We start from the raw sequence: 17,482 nt of genomic DNA, 5'->3' as shown, positions 1-17,482 counted from the left end.
GTCGCGGGCTACCTCGGGATTTCGTTGGAGCATCGGAGTTCCTCGAATGCCGAAATCGTCTAGCGATCGTTCCGCGGGAAGCCGAGCAGGTCCCGCACCGCGGTCGGCCATCTGGCGACGTTGCTGCCGTGGATGTGGAACATGGCGACGGCAAGACGGTCCATTCCGAAGGCCACGCAGGCGGTGTGGGCCGGCTCACCCGAGGCATCCGCGATGCCCCAGGTGGTGCCGAAATGATCGCGGTGGTAATTGAAGCTCATGCAGGCGGTCGGTTGCTCCTCCGAGCGCAGAGGCACCAGAAGTTCGAACTTCAGCGCCTGCTGTTGCTGGCTCACTGCCTTCATCCGTCCGACCCGGCCGAAGAATGGATCGCTGGCGTAGTCGATCCTGAAGGTCAGCCCAAGATCGCTGGCGATTCCCTGCGCAAGCGTCATCCAACGCTCCCGGAACTGCGAGACGTGGTCGGGGCTGCCGATGCAGACGTATTCGCGCATCCTGAAGGACTGCAGCCGGTCGAGATGGCGCGAGGGCTCGCGACGGAAGCAATCGGCGGCCACGTCGAAAAGCCAGCCACCCGCCGGCACCGGACCGCGGCTCGCCGCGATCGGATAGACAGGATAGCAGGCGGCCGGCGACAGCACGAGGTCGGCAGGCGACAGCGCCGCGGTCCAGTCGCCCCCGGCATCGAAGCGGTCGACCGCTCCGTCGATTTCGCTTTCCGTGCCGTGCAGGCCGCAAACGCAGCCGAGCAGGTTCGGGAAGCTCTTCAGATAGCCCGACCGCTCGAGCTGTCCGCGGTTCATAACGGGAGGGAAGCGCATCACCTCGGCATCCGGCTCGCGATGCCGCGTGATCAGCGCCGCAAGTCGCTCCACGACGTCTTCATAGAGCGCGGTGCGGCCATAGACCCCGGGAGAGCCCATTCTGTGGAACAGCACATCGGCGAGATGGTCCAGCGGATCGGCGGGTTCCACCGGTGCGGCGGCAAACATGGCCACGTTCATATCGAGCCCCGTTCCTTTGAGGAGAAAATTAATCGCGCAGCGACACCGGGACGGCGCTCATCAGCGTGGCGCTACCCATGCTGGCGAGGATGCGGTCGTTGTTGATCATGATTGGAGCTGAAAGCACATCGCGGAGGTGGCGGCCAACGCTGACGTCGGTGTCGTTGCGGTAGCCGGACAGGCCGCAGGCGCGCATTGCGTGCAGCACGGCCGCGACGGCGAGCTCGGAGGCCTCCACCTTGAGAAGGTTGATCGAGGATTGAAAGTCGATGGACGACAGCGCGCGCTCGTCCTGTTCACGCGCTGCATAGGACTCGAGATTCGCTGTGATGATGGCGCGCAGTTTCGTCAGCGTCATCCTGGCGGCGGTAAAATGTGACGCGGCGGGAGGCATGTTGCCGCCGGATCCGCGAGCGGCCTTGCGGATGAATAGCTGCGCGCGGTCCACCGCGGCGGCCGCAATTCCCGCCCAGACTGACGACCAGCACAGGTGGGCTACCGGCGTCATCGTCTGCGCATGGATCTTGTCGTAAGGCACGGGGAATATCTGTTCCGCGGTGCCCTTGAAGTTCAGCTTGAAGCCGGCGCTGCAGGTTCCGCGCATGCCGAGCGTTTCCCATGCGACAGTGGGCTCCAGCGTATAGTCGTCCCGGGTGATGGCCAGCATCACCTGATCGGATCCGGCAGCCTCGTCCGCGCGGCGGGCGATGGTGACGATGCCGTCTGCCTCGGCGCCATAGGAAATCACCGTCGCGTCGCGCTGCAGCGAGATCTCGGTGCCGGCGTGCTCCACCGCCGCCGAGCTGAAGCGGATGTTGCCGCCGTTCTGGCCTTCCGTGGTCGACGACGCCAGCAGCAGCTGTTCGGTCGCTACGCGGCGCATCAGCTTTTCGTGCCAGGTGCTGCCCCCGCCGTGGCGGACAAGACATGCGACCTTGGTCTGGTGCATCGCGAAGATCATCCCGGCCGATGCGCAGGCGCGGCCGAGCGTGTAACACATGTCGGTCACCTCGGATATCGATGCGCCGTCGCCGCCGAATTCGATCGGGATCTGGGTGCCCAGAAGCCTCTGCTTGCGCGCTGCGTCGATGGCCTTCCGCGGGAAGCGCGCCTCGCGGTCCACCGCTTCGACCTCCGCCGCCGCCGCCTCTGCAACAGCGGCCGCCCGCTGCTGGAACGAGGGGCGCTCCGAACTGAATTGTGCTCGGCTGGTTTCCGGGGCGAAGTTGCGGAACTGGACTTCCTGAATGTTCATGGCCCAAAGCCTCCCCATCTAATGGTCAGACGACCCGCACCGCGTCGCAATGAATTCTGCGCAATTTGAGGGCGGCAATCTAACCGACCGCGCCCGCGGAGTCGGCAGCGCAAAGGTGGATATCGATGAGCAATGCGCTTCCGGGCGAGGTACCTCCGAAGTAGAACTGTCGACCCAAGTTGCAGTCGGGTATCTTCGCATCAATGACGATCGTGCCATGTCAAGCGATGGGTGGGATTGAGATGCAATACATTAACGCCAGCGTTCAGGACCGCGTTCTTGTCGTCGTCAGGAGCGTCCTCAAGCAGAACGCGATCACCGCCGATGTCCACCCGGAGTCGCGCCTGGTAGATATGGGGCTGGACTCGATGGATATGGTCGCGCTGATGCTCAAGGTCGAAGCCGAGTTCGATCTCACCCTTCCTCAACCCGAGATTACACCCGAGAATTTCCAATCGGTGAAAACGCTGGAGCTGATGATCCTCAATCAGCTCGGATCCGGAGCGGGATGAATCGCCTCGGGCGGTGTCCGCTCGGACATCGATCAAACTCATCTGCATGGTCAAGTCATGGAAGCAGGGGTGATCCAGCGGGCGACTGAAAGTGGCGCTCCGCGGCGCAGGCTCTCCGTCGCCAAGACATGGCTGAAGGCCATCGAACTGACTTCGCAGATTGAGGCCGAACCGCATCGACTGTTCGCGGACGTCGTGGAAGACTGGGCACAGCGGCAATCCGGGCGCCCCGCTTTGCTCTCGGATGGCCAATCCTTCACCTACGGGGAACTCGCCGCGCGGGTTAACCGATATGCGCGTTGGGCACTGGGCCTGGGCATCGGTACCGGCTGCACCGTCTGCCTTCTGATGCCGAATCGGCCGGACTATCTCGCCTGCTGGCTCGGCATCACCAGGGTCGGGGGCACGGTGGCGCTGATCAATACCAGGCTGGTCGGACGGTCGCTCGCCCACTGCATTGACGTCGCACGAGCCGATCATATTATCCTTGCCGCCGAGTGCGTGGATGCGTTCGAGACCGCACGTCCGCATCTGGAACGCGTACCACCAACCTGGAGCCTCGGCGCCTGCGGCGCAGACGCCGATCTGGATGCGGCGCTCGCGGCCGCGGACACCCGCCCGCTGTCCTCCGCGGAACGCGGCCGCGTCACGATCGACGGACGCGCGCTCCTCATCTACACCTCGGGCACCACGGGGTTGCCGAAGGCGGCGAACGTCAGTCATCGCCGCATTCTCAGCTGGGGTGGATGGTTTGCCGGGCTCGCGGACGCTTCCGTGGACGATCGTCTTTACGATTGTCTGCCACTCCATCATTCAGTGGGCGGTGTCGTCGCGCCCTGCAGCATGCTTCGCGCGGGCGGTTCGGTCGTGATCGCGGAGAAATTCTCCGCGACGACCTTCTGGAACGACATCGTGCATTTCGACTGCACCGTCTTCCAATATATCGGCGAGCTCTGCCGCTACCTGCTGAAGGCGTCGCCGTCCGCGCTGGAAGCAGGACACAGGCTGCGGCTGGCCGTCGGCAACGGATTGCGCGGCGACATTTGGGAGGCATTTGCCGAGCGGTTCGCGATTCCTCATATCCTCGAATTCTACGCCGCGACGGACGGCAATTTTTCGCTGTTCAACGTCGAAGGAAAACCCGGCGCGATCGGCCGGATCCCGCCGCTGCTGGCGCATCGCTTTCCCGCCTCGATCGTGAAGCTCGATGCCGACAGCGGCAGCCCGGTCCGCGGCGAGGACGGACTCTGCATCGCCTGCGCCCACGGTGAGGTAGGCGAGGCGGTCGGGCGCATCGGCGCCGCCGATCGCGCCGGCAGCCCCTTCGAGGGTTACACCGACCCGGTCGAGACCGAGAAGAAGGTGCTGCGCGACGTCTTTGCCGAAGGAGATGCCTGGTTCCGCACGGGCGATCTCATGCTGTGCGACGAACAAGGCTACTTCCATTTCGTCGACCGGGTCGGCGACACGTTCCGCTGGAAGGGTGAGAACGTCGCGACCAGCGAGGTGAACGACGCGATCAGGGACTGCTGCCCCGGCGTTCTCGATGCCTCGACCTACGGGATCGCCGTTCCCGGCGCCGACGGCCGCGCAGGCATGGTGGCTTTGGTCGTGGACCAGGGGTTCGATTTCAGGATCTTCGCGGAACATCTGGCGCGCCGGCTTCCGGTCTATGCTCATCCGGTCTTCGTCAGGTTCTGCCGCGCGCTCGACGCCACCGAGTCCTTCAAACAGAACAAGCAGCGGCTGATCCGCGAGGGATTTGATCCTTCGGTCGTGGGCGATCCGCTGTTCTTGCGTGATCCGGCGACAGGCGACTATTGCCCGGTCAACCGCGCCGTCTACACGCGCATCGCGGAGGGCGGAGTCAGGTTTTAACATCGGCTCGAAAGCCGTTTTTCTTGAGAGGTGAGGTGTTCCATGTCAGTGAGGTCAAGGATTTTCTCGGCGATGCAGCAGATCGCCGAAGAACAGAAGGTCACGCTTCCGCCGCTCCAGGACGATCTATCGCTCCACGACACCGGCTTCGACTCGCTGGCGTTCGCTATCCTGGTCGCGCGGCTGGAGGACGATCTCGGGATCGATCCGTTCACCATTGCCGAGGATGCCGCCTTCCCATCGACTGTCGGCGAATTCGTCAGAGTGTACGAGAATGTCCCCGCCTGAGACCTTCGCATTGCGCGAGTATCTCGGCCCTGAGCTGAAGGGCCGCACGATTTCCGATGCCCGGCATCGCGTATCGCTGACCGAGATTCTCGGGCACAGCTGTCTGATCGGCAGGTCCCGCGAACTGTCCGGCCGATCGGTGCTGCTTGCGGCGTCGGGGCAGCTGCAATCCGCGCTCGCCATGATCGAGCTCGACGGTGTCGTCCGCCGCATGCTGCTGTGCCCGCCCGACCTCGACCCGGGGTATATTCAGGCGCTGCTTGCGGATGCCGAGATCGATGCCATCGTCACCGATCGGCCGGACCGATGCGATGCTCGCAAGTATCTTGTCGTCGGCGTCGGCCTGCCCGAACCTGCGGCCGTGCCGTGGAAGACCGAACGCGCGACGGAATGGCTGATGCTGACCTCGGGCACATCAGGGCCGCCCAAGATCGTCGGGCATACGCTCGACGGGCTGGCCGGCGCAATCATCGCCGAAGGGGCTGCGCGTCACCCGGCCGCGACCTGGGCGACGTTCTACGACATCCGCCGCTACGGCGGCCTGCAGATATTCCTGCGCGCCGTGATCGGCGGCGGGTCAATAGTGCTGTCGGAGCCCGGAGAAACCATTGCGGATTACGTGGCACGGCTGAGCGCGGGCGGCGTCACTCATATCTCCGGGACGCCGTCGCACTGGCGCAAGCTCCTGATGAGCGGTGCTGCCGCGAATTTTTCGCCGCGCTATGTCCGTTTGTCCGGCGAAATCGCCGACCAGGCGGTGCTCGACGGCCTGGCCCGTGCGTTTCCGCATGCGTCGATCGGCCATGCCTATGCTTCCACCGAAGCCGGGGTCGGTTTCGCGGTTGACGATGGGCGCGAGGGTTTTCCCGCCGATCTCATCGGACGGAACCGCGACGGCGTCGAAATGAAGGTCGTCGACGGCTCGCTCCGGATCCGCTCCCATCGCACGGCGCGCGCCTATATCGGCGCCGGCGCGCCACCGCTCGCCGATGCCGAGGGCTTCGTCGACACCGGCGACATGATCGAGCGGCGCGGCGAGCGCTACCACTTCGTCGGCCGGCGCGGCGGCATCATCAACATCGGCGGGCTGAAGGTCCATCCCGAGGAGGTTGAGGCCGTGATCAACGGACACGCGTCGGTGCGGATGTCGCGCGCGCGGTCGCGCAAGAGCCCGATCACCGGCGCCATCGTGGTCGCCGACATCGTCCTCGCCGACGGCGCGGATACCGGTCGCCAGGAAACAATCCGCACGGAGATTCTCGGCCGGTGCAAGGCCGCGTTGGCGGCATACAAGGTGCCTGCGGTGATCCGCTTCGTCGAGCGGCTCGACGTCAACGCAGCGGGAAAACTGGCGCGCGCCGATGCGTAATGTCCTCGTCACCGGCGGCAGCCGCGGCATCGGGCTTGCGATTGCGCGCAGGCTCGTCGTATCCGGCGACTACAACGTGGTCGCGGTCGCGCGCCGCGAGAGCGAGGATCTGGAACGGGCCATCCGCGAGACGGACGCGGACCGCCTGCACTTCAGGGCGTTCGATCTCGGCCAGACAGACAAGATTCCCGCCTTCGTGAAGGAACTGCGCGACGCCTTCGGCGCGATCTATGGCCTTGTCAACAATGCCGGGATCGGCACCGAAGGGCTGCTGGCCAATATGCGCAATTCCGAAATCGAGGCGTTGATCCGTCTGAACGTGCTGTCGCCGATCGTTCTGACCAAATACGTGGTGCGCCATATGATGGCCGACGGCGCCGGGCGCATCGTCAACATCTCCTCCATCATCGCCTCGACCGGCTACAACGGCCTGTCCGTCTACGCTGCGTCCAAGGCCGCGGCCGGCGGCTTCACCCGTTCGCTGGCCCGCGAAGTCGGCAAGCTCGACATCACGGTGAACGCGATCGCGCCCGGCTTCGTCGACACCGAATTGACCAAGTCCCTGGACGATGACGGCCGCCGGCGTATCGCCGGCCGCAGCGCGTTGCGCCGCTTGCCCGAGGCCGACGACGTCGCTTCCATGGTCGAATATCTCCTGGGCGAGGGCGGCCGGAACATCACTGGCACCGTTCTGACCGTGGACGCCGGCAACACCGCCTGATCGCCGCGACGGCAGGCCTGCGCCCTCGCGGCGCGCCGCATCGCCTGACGCGGAGCTGCTTCCTTCGACGTACCCCTTAAGAGTTTCGCGCAGCAAGCGGCTAACGGAATAATGAGGGACGAGACGCGAGCGCCGATGCATTGGCCCATCGGGCTCGCATGACGACGTCGGCATGTGCGGCCTAGCTCGGAAAAGGCAGGCGCGGGTCCTCCACGCGAGGAATAGAATTGTCAGGCAAGCGAAGTGCATAAAGTGCGTGATGACGCATTGGAAAAGGCCATCGCACCGTGCGGCGGTTGATTGCAGATGGGTCGCCCAAATGAAGAAGCGGTCATTCTCAAGCAAGGATGACGTAGGTGTCGCATACGAGACCTCAGGCACATTGGCAGTGCCCAAGCAAACTGCGTCCTCGCTGAAACTTATGATCCGCAGATACTAAGAGGAGAACTTATGGCACGCGTGGCGATGCGCTCAAGGCGCGAGACCTCTATGCGAAGGCTGATGCCGCGGGGATCAAGGAGGCGAAGGCTCGCATGGAGGCGCTGCATCCATAGCACGGTGTTTTCGGCGCCGGAGGGTCGGAAACGCCTTCAAAGCTCGGAAAGGAATTGGCTGATGAACTGGTTTGATAGTTTAGGGCCCCGACTGTTGCTCGTGGTATTGGCCTCTTTGCCCTTGATCATTCAGCCGTTCGCTGCGGACGCGCAGACGCAAAATGCCCGGACGCAACGCGTTCGTCTGTTGGCTCGCGCGCCGCCGCCGCAAAAGCCGCAAGTCGCGATGAATGCCTGGACAGTCGGTGTTGCAGGAGGCCTTCTCGAGGGAGCGCCAATCCGCCTGGCGGCGGAGATGGCCCGTGTCGTCGATGACGGAAACAATCTGCACGTTTTGCCGGTCGTGACGCGCGGCGCCACGGAAAACGTGAATTCACTGCTCTATCTGCGCGGCATCGATGCCGCGATCATCAATTCGGACGTGCTGGAGGAATATAAGAGCCAGGTGCCCGATATTCAGCAGCGGCTTGCCTACATCCTGAATTTATTCCCGTCCGAACTTCATATCTTCGTTCGTCCCGAGATTCAGGGGCTGAACGATCTCGCCGGCAAGAAAGTGAACTTCAACACCCAGGGTACCGCAGCGGCCTATTCGGGCCCGCTGATCTTCAGTCGGCTCGGCCTCGAGGTGGAAAAGACGTTCATCCCGCATCAGGTCGCGCTCGAGCAGATGCGCAAGGGTGAGATGGCGGGGATCGTCTTCATTACCTCGAAGCCGGTAGATGCTTTCGTGCGCGGCCGTTGGGAGCCGGGGTTCAAGTTTCTGCCAATCCCCTATGACAGCAAGTTCGAGGACTACTATCTGCCCGCCGCGCTCGATGCCGCGGACTATCCCAGTCTGATCAAGCCGGGCGAACAAGTAACGACGATTGCCGTTCCGACCGCTCTCGTCGCTTTCAATTTCCCAGCCAAATCGAACCGCTTTCAGCGCATCGCACGTTTCGTCGATCATCTGTTCTCGCGGATCGGCAAGCTGCAGGAGCCCGGCTTCGACCCGAAATGGAAATTGATCAATCTCGCGGCGACAGTTCCCGGCCTTGCACGCTTCCCTGCCGCGCAAGCGTGGCTCGAGCGCCAACCGCGCGCAACGCATGTATCGCAATGAGAGGCGCGGCCATACCGGTTGTGGCTGGAATCGCGCTCACAAGCGGGATTGCCTGGACGCAAGGGGCAGAAGATCCGGCGGCGCAGCTTCGCAACTGCATCCCGATGGAGCGCACCGAACGGCTGCAGTGCCTGGAAAAGCTGTCGCGGGCGATCGCTGCGCATCAGGGAGCCTCCAAAGAAGACAACTGGATCATCAGCCAAACGACCTCGCCAGTCGACTATTCGCCAGTCGCCACCGCCACGACCTTGTCGAACGATGGTGCGGTCGCCGAATCCGCAATGAAGCTTTCAATTCGCTGCCGCGGGGGGCGGACCGAATTGGTAGTCGCGGGACCCGCCATTTCGGGCCGCGGCGGCGATTACGCGATTTCCTATCGTATTAACGACGGCCAGCAGGTGAAAATCGCGGCAACGCTGCCGGCGTCAGGAATCGGAGTCGCATTTGGGGGCGACGTTGTTCGATTGCTGCAGGCCCTTCCAGACAGTGGAAGCCTCAGTATTCAACTTACACCCCGGATGGGCACTGCTCTGGATGCAGTGTTCTCGCTAGGCGGGTTGGATGCGGTGCTTCCGAAAATGGCCACTGTGTGCAGGTGGCCACATCCAGCCGCGAAACCCAACGGGTGAGCAGTTCAATGGCGTGTGTTTAATAGGAGAGGCATCATGAGTATGTTTCAACATATTTCGAGGGTAACCACCATAGGAGCCGTTATAGTTCTGTTCGCCCCATCATTCGCTGCGGCGGAGCAAGGCGGACGATACTGGGTATCGACAACGACGAATCCCGTTACGCACCACCCGCGCATCGCAGCGAAAGCTGCGATCACGCACAAAGCCACCACACATAAGAGGGAACGCGCCCCTCTTGCCGCCATGGCCCGCGCAGCCGACCCTATAACGCATCACTTGATTCTACAGGTGAACACGAACGACCCCGCCGCGATGAATCTCACGCTCAACAACGCAACGAATGTTGCACAGTACTACAAGGAGCTCGGCGAGAAGGTGAAAATTGAGGTGGTCACGTTTGGACCCGGCCTGCATATGCTGCGCGACGACACGTCGCCGGTAAAGGCTCGGATCGAGGAAATGGCGCTGAGCACGCCCGAGGTGTCGTTCAAGGCCTGCGGCAACACCCAGGAAAAAATGCGCAAGGCCGAAAACAAGGACATCGCGATTGTTCCTCAGGCGGAGGTGGTGAAATCAGGCGTAGTGCGTGTGATTGAGTTGCAGGAGAAGGCGTGGTCTTACGTGAAGCCGTGAGCGAGGCATCGACCCCCGTGATGAATAGCGACCCGCTCGTTTCCACGAGGTGAAGAGGCGGCGGCTGGTAACCCGGCCGACGCACGGTAGCGAAGAATGGAGACGGCCACGTCGGCTAACCAGACATGGCCAATCTCCGGCTACGCGCAAGGCTCATCGACGGCCGTCTGCTGCGTCTATCGCTCCCGCAAAGACTCCTGCTTGTACCTTGCCAGCGGCGAGAGCAGGTAGCTGATTATTTTTCGCGAGCCTGTCTTGATCTCGACGGTCACGGCCATTCCGGGCCCAAGCTTGACGAGTTTCTCGTCTACCTGCATGGCTTTGCGGTCGAGCGAGACACGAGCGGCATACTCCAACTCCTGACCTTTCGGCTCGCTGCTGTTCGTCGCCGCGCCCGTAGCCCGGTCATTCGAAGTACCCTGTTGCCTGTCGCGGGTGATGGCGTCAGACGAGACGCTGAGCACTTCGCCATGAAGCAGCCCATAGCGCGTGAAGTTAAATGTATCGACCTTGACCTCTGCTTTTTGTCCCGGATGCACGAATCCGATGTCGCGGTTGGAAAGCATGGCCTCGATCTCAAGCTGGCTCTCGCTCGGAACCACCACGGCGAGCGCCTGAGCAGGCGTCACCACGCCTCCCACGGTGTGAACGGCAAGCTGTTGCACGACGCCATCGACGGGCGCGGCCAAACGCTGGAGTTTCGTGCGCCGTTCTGCCTTGATCACCTCCTGCGCGGCGCTCGCGGTTTTCTGCTCGGCTTTCGCAAGTGCGTCATAGGTCGAGCGCCGATACTCCGCGGCGGTCTTTTCCCTGGTTTCCTTCAGCAACGCTACGGCTGCATCGGCTTCGCGCAGCCTGCTCTGCTGCAGGAGGAGGTCCTGCTGAAGGCTAACCAGTTCCTGGTATTCGGAGAGATAGACGACCTTCGAAGCCAGTGCCTTGTCGACGAGATTTTTGCGGATGTCCACGCGCTCCTGCAGCACCGGTATCGTCGCCTGCAGCTTGGCGACGCTCGCCGAAGTGGTTGCTCGCTCCGCTTCCTTTTGGCCCTGCTGGCGTTCGATCTCGGCGAGCTTGGCATTCTGTTCAGCGCGCTGGCTGATCAGGAACTGACGATGCATCTCGATCTCCGCCGCGCTTGCGCTCTGCGGCGGCCGGAAGACGGCCAGCGGATCCTCGGCGAGCGCGGCACGCAGCCGGGCGGCGTCGAGTTCGGCGGCGAGGAGATCGCTCTTCTGGCGTTCGTTGTCGGCTTCCGTCATCGTCGGATCGAGTTCGATCAGAACGTCGCCGGCTTTTACGGTCTGCCCGTCGCGGACGTGGATGGCGCGGACGACGCCCGTTTCGAACGGCTGGATCAGCTTGGTACGCCCGCCCGGCACGATCTTTCCGGTCGCGGTGGCGACGATATCGACGCTGCCGAGCGACGCCCACAACAGCGCGAAGCAGAAGACCGCGATGATGCTTGCGCCGATCGCGCGCCCGATCGGCGACGGCGGCGTTTCGGTGATCTCCAGCGCCGCTGGCAGGAACGCGATTTCCTGCTCGCGCCGGCGGGCCGGGACCGGGGTTTTCGGAAACGGGACGATATTTCGGCTAGCGGACGTCATGGATACCGGCCTGCAGATAATGGAGGTTTGCGTAACGCCCGTTCGAGTGGATCAGCTCATCATGGCTGCCGTCTTCGACGATGCGGCCATGCTCGAGCGTGATGATCCGGTTCGCATTGCGCACGGTCGAGAGCCGATGAGCGATGACGAACACGGTCCGGCCGGCGGCAATTCGCTTCATGTTCTGCTGGATGGCGCGCTCGCTTTCGTAGTCGAGCGCGCTGGTCGCCTCATCGAGGATGAGAATGCGCGGGTCGGTGATGAGCGCGCGGGCGATCGCGACACGCTGGCGCTGCCCGCCGGACAGGCTGCTGCCGCGTTCGCCGACGATGGTGTCGTAACCCTCGGGCAGTTCCAGGATAAAGTCGTGAGCGCCGGCGAGCGATGCCGCCTCGATGACGCGCTCCATCGACATGGTCGGATCGGCCAGCGCGATGTTCTCGCGAATCGAGCGGTTGAACAGCACGTTCTCCTGGAGGACGACGCCAATCTGGCGCCGCAGCCAGGTCAGATCGACCATCGCGAGATCGACGCCGTCGACCAGCACGCGTCCGCTCTCCGGCACATAGAGACGCTGGATCAGTTTGGTGATGGTGCTCTTGCCCGAGCCGGACGAGCCGACGATGCCGACGACCTGGCCGGGTTGGACGCTGAATGACACATTGTGCAGCACCTCGGGGCCGTCGATGCGGTAGCGGAACGTCGCGTGATCGAACGTGACCTGCCCGCGGATCGGCGGTAATGCGGCGCGGCCGGGACTGAAGCTCGGCTCCGGGATGGTGTTGAGGATGTCACCGAGGCGATCGACCGACAGACGGGCCTGATGGAAATCCTGCCACATCTGGGCGAGACGCAGCACCGGCGTGCTCACGCGTGCGGCCAGCATGTTGAACGCGACGAGCTCGCCGACGGTGAGATCGCCACCGATCACAAGTCTGGCGCCGAAGTAAAGCGTTGCCGCGACGACCAGCTTGTTGATCATCTGGACCGCCTGGCTTGCCGTATTGTTCAGGCTAAGCACGCGGAAGCTCGCGCTTACATAGCCGGCGAGCTGCTCCTCCCACCGGCGCTGCATCTGTGGCTCGACCGCCATGGCCTTCAGCGTCTCGACGCCCGTGACGCTCTCGACCAGGAAGGCCTGGTTTTCGGAGCCCCGATTGAACTTCTCATCAAGGCGCCGGCGAAACAGCGGCGCAGCGAACACGGAAATGCCGATGTAAAACGGGAATGACGCCAGAACGATCAGCGTCAACGTCGTCGAGTAGTAGAACATCACTGCAAGGAAGACGACGGTGAACAACAGATCGATGACGAGCGTAAGCGCCGAGCTCGTCAGGAACTGACGGATATTCTCCAGTTCGCGGACGCGTGCGACCGAATCGCCGACCCGGCGAGCCTGGAAATACGCGATCGGCAACGCCATCAGATGACGAAACAGCCGGGCGCCGAGCTCGACATCGATGCGGTTCGTGGTGTGGGCGAACAGATAGACGCGCAGCGTCTCGAGAACGGCCTCGAACACGGTCAGCGCGACAAGGCCTATGACCAGAACGTCGAGCGTACTCATGCTTCGATGCACGAGCACCTTGTCGATGACCACCTGGAAAAACAGCGGTGAGATAAGGGCGAAGAACTGAAGGAAGAACGACGCGACCAGCACTTCGCCGAGAAGACGGCGATACTTGTGGACCGCGCCGAAAAACCAGCCGATATCGAAGCGGCGGGAAAGATCGGTAAGGGACGCGCGCCGCGTCATCAGGATGATGTCGCCGTCCCAGATTGCCTCGAGTTCGGCCTGCGTCATTGTATCGGGCCGGGGAGACAATGGGCGCTGAACCATAAGCTTGTCGTCGACGACCTGGCCGAGGATCAGGAAGCCGCCGTCGCGCAGCAGGGCGATGCCCGGCAGCGGCGTGACCGCAAGCCTGTCCCAGCTCGTCCGCTGTGCCCGGGCCTTGAGCCCGAATTCCTTTGCGCAGCGCAGGATTTCGGTAACGCCCAGCTTCGCTACGCCCATGCGATGCCGGATATGTTCAGGGTCGGCCGCGATGCCATGGCAACGCAGCAGAATTGCCACGGCCACGAGCCCAGACTCGTCCTCGCTGTCAGGTACGATGCTCACAGCCTCGAAGTCGGATCCGACCGCCTGGACGGCCATATCGCTTCGTTCGCCGAAGCACGCACGCATCAATGAATCGCGGGCCCGCATCACGGTGTCGCGAGCGCGCGTTATGGGGTCGACGGTGCGGCGCGCCAGACCACGCACGGTGACACGCATGTCAGCGAGGGCATGGAGCACCCGATTGATGACGTTCTGCGATCCCGTCAGGATCAAACGGCCGTCCCAGACCTCCTCGAATTCCGCGCGGGTCATCAGTTCCGGACGCGCTGCGGTCGGACGCAGCACCAGCGCCCCGTTGTCGTCGACCTTGCCGAGAAGCAAAAACCCGCCGTCACGCAGCGATGCGATCCCAGGCAGCTTGATGCTCGCAAGTCGCGTCCAATGAGTGGTTCGCGAACGGACCTCGACTCCAAACTGGCGCGCGCAACGAAGCAGGGCGCGGATACCTATTGTGCTGCTTCCACAGCTATCGCGGAGCTGCTCGGGCTCGGCGTGGACGCCATGAAGGCGCAGGAACAGAGCCAAGGCTCGAAGCCCATGGTCTGCGGCGTGGGCATTCCCATTCTGGATCGCCATTTTTTAACTCAACCCTTCGTGGCTACCGGCCGCGTTTGGTGTTCCTTCTCTGCATTCCCAAACTTTGATGGTGCCGCACCCAGGCGCTGATGCCTGGGTGCGGAAGCTGATCAATGTTGCGGTCTGGCCAGGATAGCTTCCTGCCCAAAACCGGCCGTTGGCGACACGGCCGCCACGATCTGGCCGGGATCGACCCGGCCGGTGTTTCCGGCGAGATACTGGTTCAGCAGCGCGAAGCTCTGGCTTGCCAAGGCTGCCGTGGTCGTACCTGTCGCGAGCTGAGGATCCGTCACGATCGCCTGTGGCCTGCCGGTTGCCAGCGTGCTGGTGAAGGACTCCACGTGCTGCTGCAGCCGCTCGAAGCCCTGGTTCGCCAAGAATCCTGCGCTCGTGGCGGTCGCTAGCGCATGATCCACCCCGGTGATCGGCCGCTGCGCAGTGGACGTCGCAGTGCTGGTGACCGGCTCGACGTGCTGCTGGCGCGCCAAGCGATCGCCCACCAAGCCCCCATTCGTCGAGGTCGAAGACGGAGAATTCGTCACGGTGGTGGTCTGCGGCGACGTCGTGGTCGTCGTAGCCGCCGGCCGCGGATCCGTCACGTTGATGGTCTGCGGCGCGGCTGTCGCCACGGCGCCAGTGACCGGGTCCCTCGCGCTTGCCGTCAGCGTGAGCTCTGCGACGGGATGACCTCCACCCCTGTAGGTCGATGTCAGCGTCAGTCCGCTTTCGACCTGCGGGGCCGTCAAGGTGATGTCCCTTCCCCTGAACGTTTGACCATCGAGCGCGGAGGTGATCGACTCGTACTTCGGCAACCCCCTGATGTTGACGGTCACGTCATCGTTGGGGTCGGTCGTTGTCACGCCGACTCCAAGGTCGACCGTACCGCCTCTGCCGTACACCTTGAGCGAATCGTCCGCGACGGTGAGGACCGGCGCGATCGCTGACGGGGCCGTTGGCGTGGTTGGCGTGGTTGGGGACGTCGGCGTGGTTGGAGACGTTGACGTCGTCGGGGTCGCATCAATCTGAAGACCGGAGAACGTCTTCACCGCGCCCGAAAGGTTCGCCGCGAGCCCGCCTGCATCCTTGATGCTCGCGCCGGTTGGAAGATTGACTCCCGTGATGGCGAGCGCCGAGGTGTCCTGGTCAGTCGACGCGACAGTGTTTTTGAAGATGAGCGAGCTCGTGCCTGAGCCACCGACATAGGTGGCCGTTCCGCCATCGTTGAGCGCCAGCGTCGGCGTGCCGGTGACGGTCACGGCCTCGCTGAAGCCGAGCGTCATTGTGATGGTGTCGCCGTTATGCTCGACGCCTGTGCCCGGTGAAGCGGATGCCTGCGTCACTGTCGGCGCGGGGTCTATTGGCGCGGTCGGCTGCGTCGGTGCCGTGACCGGCGGGAGCGACCCGGTCGTGACCGTCAAATTCCGAAAATCGGCGGCAACAGTCTGGGGTGCATCTGACTCCCGATAGAGTCCTTCTTCCCAATAGGTGCGAGTCCCATAGCCCAAGGGACCATTATAGTTCACAACCTGGTTGCCATTTATCCAAACGTCCACAAACCCGTCGCTGGTGTTGCTGAAGCTGCCCTGGAGTTGGATATCATAATACTGGCCACGCTGAATTGGATTGGGGTCGGTCCAGAGCGTGACCGTCTTAACGTTTCCTGCAGAGTTACTGGGGTTCAGACCCGTGGGGCAATATCTGGCAACAACTTGCAGATGCTCGCCATTGAGTTGGATTGCGAGTGGAGGCGAGGTAGCCACACCATTGACTGAATCATCATTGTGCATTTCTGCAGTAACAAACCATGATGCCGTGTTTGCGGCGCCAGGCTCCAACATAAACTGATAAGATATGTTGACCGGAGTTGCGACCGGAATTTTTTGACTGCTTGTGATTTCGGAGCGGTCAACAGTTGCACCATCGAACCAGGCACGATCATCAGGTTGAATTTCGAAGCGCAGAGTGTGGCTGTCAGGCTCGGTCAGGCTATAGCTCTTGCCCGCCGTCTGAACATTGTAGGAGACACCATCGATCTGCAGGTTGCTCTTCGGCGTAGCCGTAAACGACGTGATTGTGCCGTCAGTAGTAGCCATTTCGGGACTCCATCGAGTTACAATTGTAAGGGAATTCCACTGCCGCGCATCACGATGGCGCACGACATACCGCATGCTCGCAACGACTGGCGGCGAACACATTTCAACGCATCGCAGCCTCGGGCCGCGAGCGGATTTCAAAGCAGTGGGAATTTGCCCCCCGACTGCTGGCTGCGAGTTAATAAGCAAAAATGGCGAAAAAACTTTCAAAGTATGATTTATACGTATGTATGTAGGCCCAATACGTGCCCAAACGTCCCCATATCGGGTCGATTCAAGGCACACGTGCAATTTTCTCAACAGATTGCGAGTCGGCAGCGTTGCGGGAGATTGAATGCGACCAGAGCCAGCCGGGACGAACGCGCGCAAGTGTCAATTTGACGTGTGGTGCGAGGGCGCTTCGTGCACGCTTAGGTCAGTGTCGTGTATTCAAAAATCTGGATTGCGCGATCGGTCGACGGAGCTCGACCTCATAACCATCCGCTAACCCGCACTCTTTCACGGAGCGCAGGGGGCTTAAGCATGCCCATGCGGTACGCATAAACCAGTTTGTCCCCTCATTCACGAGAGGTGCCGGTCGAGGTCAGCTCCTTCGGCTGGGCAGATGTGGTCAAAGCGATCTCTGAGTCAGATCGTGGCGTCCGGCATTCGTCCGGTACATTGGCGCGGTTTAAACGTGCGGCATCGTTCGTCCAAGTCTCGGGTAGGAACAGGGGCAATGCGGCATCACCGGTACTTCACCGCGCGCGAGCGTTAGTGACACCAATGTTTGACAATTGGCCGTTCTTGCCAAGGGCTGATGTCTATTGCTCAGCGACATCGACTGAGCGCTCGGCCTTCTTCGGCACCGCGGTGTCATCGATAACCAGCAACGCATCATCGCCGACGACGAGCAGGCCGGCCTGATTGAGCTCTGTTCTGCGAAGAGCCAGCAGTCGCCACCTCAATCAATCTCTCTGTGAATAACGTGCTCACTTGGGCGCGGGTAGCTCTAAAGGGGTACTGCTTTGTTTCAATGTGGCAGGCAGCATCAGGGCTGTTGCGAACCTGGTCGTCGCGCGTAACCTGTTCCTGCATAACATCCCTTGGCCACTAGCTGCACTCTCCGGCATGGCGATGAGCCGCATTTG

Annotated in this window: 13 protein-coding genes and 1 pseudogene; 8 read left to right on the top strand and 6 right to left on the bottom strand. The window is 62.4% G+C overall.

Annotated features, from left to right (window positions below; all coding sequences use genetic code 11):
* Positions 1 to 59: 59 nt before the first annotated feature.
* Both V1293_RS10315 and V1293_RS10310 read right to left on the bottom strand, forming a co-directional pair.
* On the bottom strand, positions 60 to 1,004 hold the full coding sequence (locus tag V1293_RS10315) for an amino acid--[acyl-carrier-protein] ligase (protein WP_334509087.1): 945 nt from the start codon (positions 1,002 to 1,004) through the stop codon (positions 60 to 62).
* Between the two features lie 28 nt (positions 1,005 to 1,032).
* Positions 1,033 to 2,259: an acyl-CoA dehydrogenase family protein gene (locus V1293_RS10310; protein WP_334509084.1), complete on the bottom strand. Its 1,227-nt coding sequence runs from the start codon at positions 2,257 to 2,259 to the stop codon at positions 1,033 to 1,035.
* A gap of 242 nt (positions 2,260 to 2,501) precedes the next feature.
* Here V1293_RS10310 and V1293_RS10305 point away from each other — a divergent pair, with 242 nt between their 5' ends.
* The 8 genes from V1293_RS10305 to V1293_RS10270 all read left to right on the top strand — a co-directional run bounded on the left by V1293_RS10305 (position 2,502) and on the right by V1293_RS10270 (position 9,951).
* Positions 2,502 to 2,771: an acyl carrier protein gene (locus V1293_RS10305; protein WP_334509082.1), complete on the top strand. Its 270-nt coding sequence runs from the start codon at positions 2,502 to 2,504 to the stop codon at positions 2,769 to 2,771.
* Positions 2,772 to 2,828: 57 nt separating this feature from the next.
* On the top strand, positions 2,829 to 4,649 hold the full coding sequence (locus tag V1293_RS10300) for a long-chain-acyl-CoA synthetase (protein WP_334509080.1): 1,821 nt from the start codon (positions 2,829 to 2,831) through the stop codon (positions 4,647 to 4,649).
* 42 nt (positions 4,650 to 4,691) lie between these two features.
* Positions 4,692 to 4,937, top strand: a complete 246-nt coding sequence (locus V1293_RS10295) for an acyl carrier protein (RefSeq protein ID WP_108513955.1) — start codon at positions 4,692 to 4,694, stop codon at positions 4,935 to 4,937.
* Positions 4,924 to 6,306 (top strand): AMP-binding protein, encoded by a 1,383-nt coding sequence (locus V1293_RS10290; RefSeq protein WP_334509079.1) that lies wholly within the window; start codon positions 4,924 to 4,926, stop codon positions 6,304 to 6,306. The genes V1293_RS10295 and V1293_RS10290 overlap by 14 nt, the downstream gene beginning before the upstream one ends.
* The gene (locus V1293_RS10285) at positions 6,299 to 7,027 is read left to right on the top strand and encodes an SDR family NAD(P)-dependent oxidoreductase (RefSeq protein ID WP_334509077.1); all 729 of its coding nucleotides are present in this window, start codon (positions 6,299 to 6,301) and stop codon (positions 7,025 to 7,027) included. Before V1293_RS10290 ends, V1293_RS10285 begins: the two co-directional genes overlap by 8 nt.
* Before the next feature lie 615 nt (positions 7,028 to 7,642).
* Entirely contained in the window at positions 7,643 to 8,686 is a 1,044-nt protein-coding gene (locus tag V1293_RS10280; protein ID WP_334509075.1) for a TAXI family TRAP transporter solute-binding subunit, read from the top strand.
* Positions 8,683 to 9,315, top strand: a complete 633-nt coding sequence (locus tag V1293_RS10275) for a hypothetical protein (RefSeq protein ID WP_334509073.1) — start codon at positions 8,683 to 8,685, stop codon at positions 9,313 to 9,315. The genes V1293_RS10280 and V1293_RS10275 overlap by 4 nt, the downstream gene beginning before the upstream one ends.
* A 36-nt stretch (positions 9,316 to 9,351) precedes the next feature.
* Positions 9,352 to 9,951, top strand: a complete 600-nt coding sequence (locus V1293_RS10270) for a DsrE family protein (RefSeq protein ID WP_334509070.1) — start codon at positions 9,352 to 9,354, stop codon at positions 9,949 to 9,951.
* Positions 9,952 to 10,127: 176 nt separating this feature from the next.
* Here the strand turns inward: V1293_RS10270 and V1293_RS10265 are convergent, their stop codons facing one another.
* From V1293_RS10265 to V1293_RS10250, 4 genes and pseudogenes are all read right to left on the bottom strand, one after another.
* Positions 10,128 to 11,561, bottom strand: a complete 1,434-nt coding sequence (locus V1293_RS10265) for an HlyD family type I secretion periplasmic adaptor subunit (protein WP_334509068.1) — start codon at positions 11,559 to 11,561, stop codon at positions 10,128 to 10,130.
* On the bottom strand, positions 11,548 to 14,196 hold the full coding sequence (locus V1293_RS10260) for a type I secretion system permease/ATPase (protein WP_442894340.1): 2,649 nt from the start codon (positions 14,194 to 14,196) through the stop codon (positions 11,548 to 11,550). Before V1293_RS10260 ends, V1293_RS10265 begins: the two co-directional genes overlap by 14 nt.
* Before the next feature lie 173 nt (positions 14,197 to 14,369).
* Positions 14,370 to 16,352: a heparin lyase I family protein gene (locus V1293_RS10255; RefSeq protein WP_334509063.1), complete on the bottom strand. Its 1,983-nt coding sequence runs from the start codon at positions 16,350 to 16,352 to the stop codon at positions 14,370 to 14,372.
* Between the two features lie 611 nt (positions 16,353 to 16,963).
* A pseudogene (locus V1293_RS10250) lies at positions 16,964 to 17,293 on the bottom strand (transposase); the annotation flags it as partial.
* Positions 17,294 to 17,482 lie beyond the last annotated feature (189 nt).

Source organism: Bradyrhizobium sp. AZCC 1693 (assembly GCF_036924745.1).
Lineage (GTDB): Bacteria > Pseudomonadota > Alphaproteobacteria > Rhizobiales > Xanthobacteraceae > Bradyrhizobium.
This window is presented reverse-complemented; position numbering and strand designations above follow the sequence as displayed.

Excerpts from the sequence above, each read along its gene's own strand:
- V1293_RS10280 (WP_334509075.1), top strand. The coding sequence starts at position 7,643 with ATGAACTGGTTTGATAGTTTAGGGCCCCGACTGTTGCTCGTGGTATTG.
- V1293_RS10265 (WP_334509068.1), bottom strand. The coding sequence starts at position 11,561 with ATGACGTCCGCTAGCCGAAATATCGTCCCGTTTCCGAAAACCCCGGTC.
- V1293_RS10295 (WP_108513955.1), top strand. The coding sequence starts at position 4,692 with ATGTCAGTGAGGTCAAGGATTTTCTCGGCGATGCAGCAGATCGCCGAA.
- V1293_RS10275 (WP_334509073.1), top strand. The coding sequence starts at position 8,683 with ATGAGAGGCGCGGCCATACCGGTTGTGGCTGGAATCGCGCTCACAAGC.
- V1293_RS10315 (WP_334509087.1), bottom strand. The coding sequence starts at position 1,004 with ATGAACGTGGCCATGTTTGCCGCCGCACCGGTGGAACCCGCCGATCCG.
- V1293_RS10305 (WP_334509082.1), top strand. The coding sequence starts at position 2,502 with ATGCAATACATTAACGCCAGCGTTCAGGACCGCGTTCTTGTCGTCGTC.
- V1293_RS10255 (WP_334509063.1), bottom strand. The coding sequence starts at position 16,352 with ATGGCTACTACTGACGGCACAATCACGTCGTTTACGGCTACGCCGAAG.
- V1293_RS10290 (WP_334509079.1), top strand. The coding sequence starts at position 4,924 with ATGTCCCCGCCTGAGACCTTCGCATTGCGCGAGTATCTCGGCCCTGAG.
- V1293_RS10270 (WP_334509070.1), top strand. The coding sequence starts at position 9,352 with ATGAGTATGTTTCAACATATTTCGAGGGTAACCACCATAGGAGCCGTT.
- V1293_RS10310 (WP_334509084.1), bottom strand. The coding sequence starts at position 2,259 with ATGAACATTCAGGAAGTCCAGTTCCGCAACTTCGCCCCGGAAACCAGC.
- V1293_RS10285 (WP_334509077.1), top strand. The coding sequence starts at position 6,299 with ATGCGTAATGTCCTCGTCACCGGCGGCAGCCGCGGCATCGGGCTTGCG.
- V1293_RS10300 (WP_334509080.1), top strand. The coding sequence starts at position 2,829 with ATGGAAGCAGGGGTGATCCAGCGGGCGACTGAAAGTGGCGCTCCGCGG.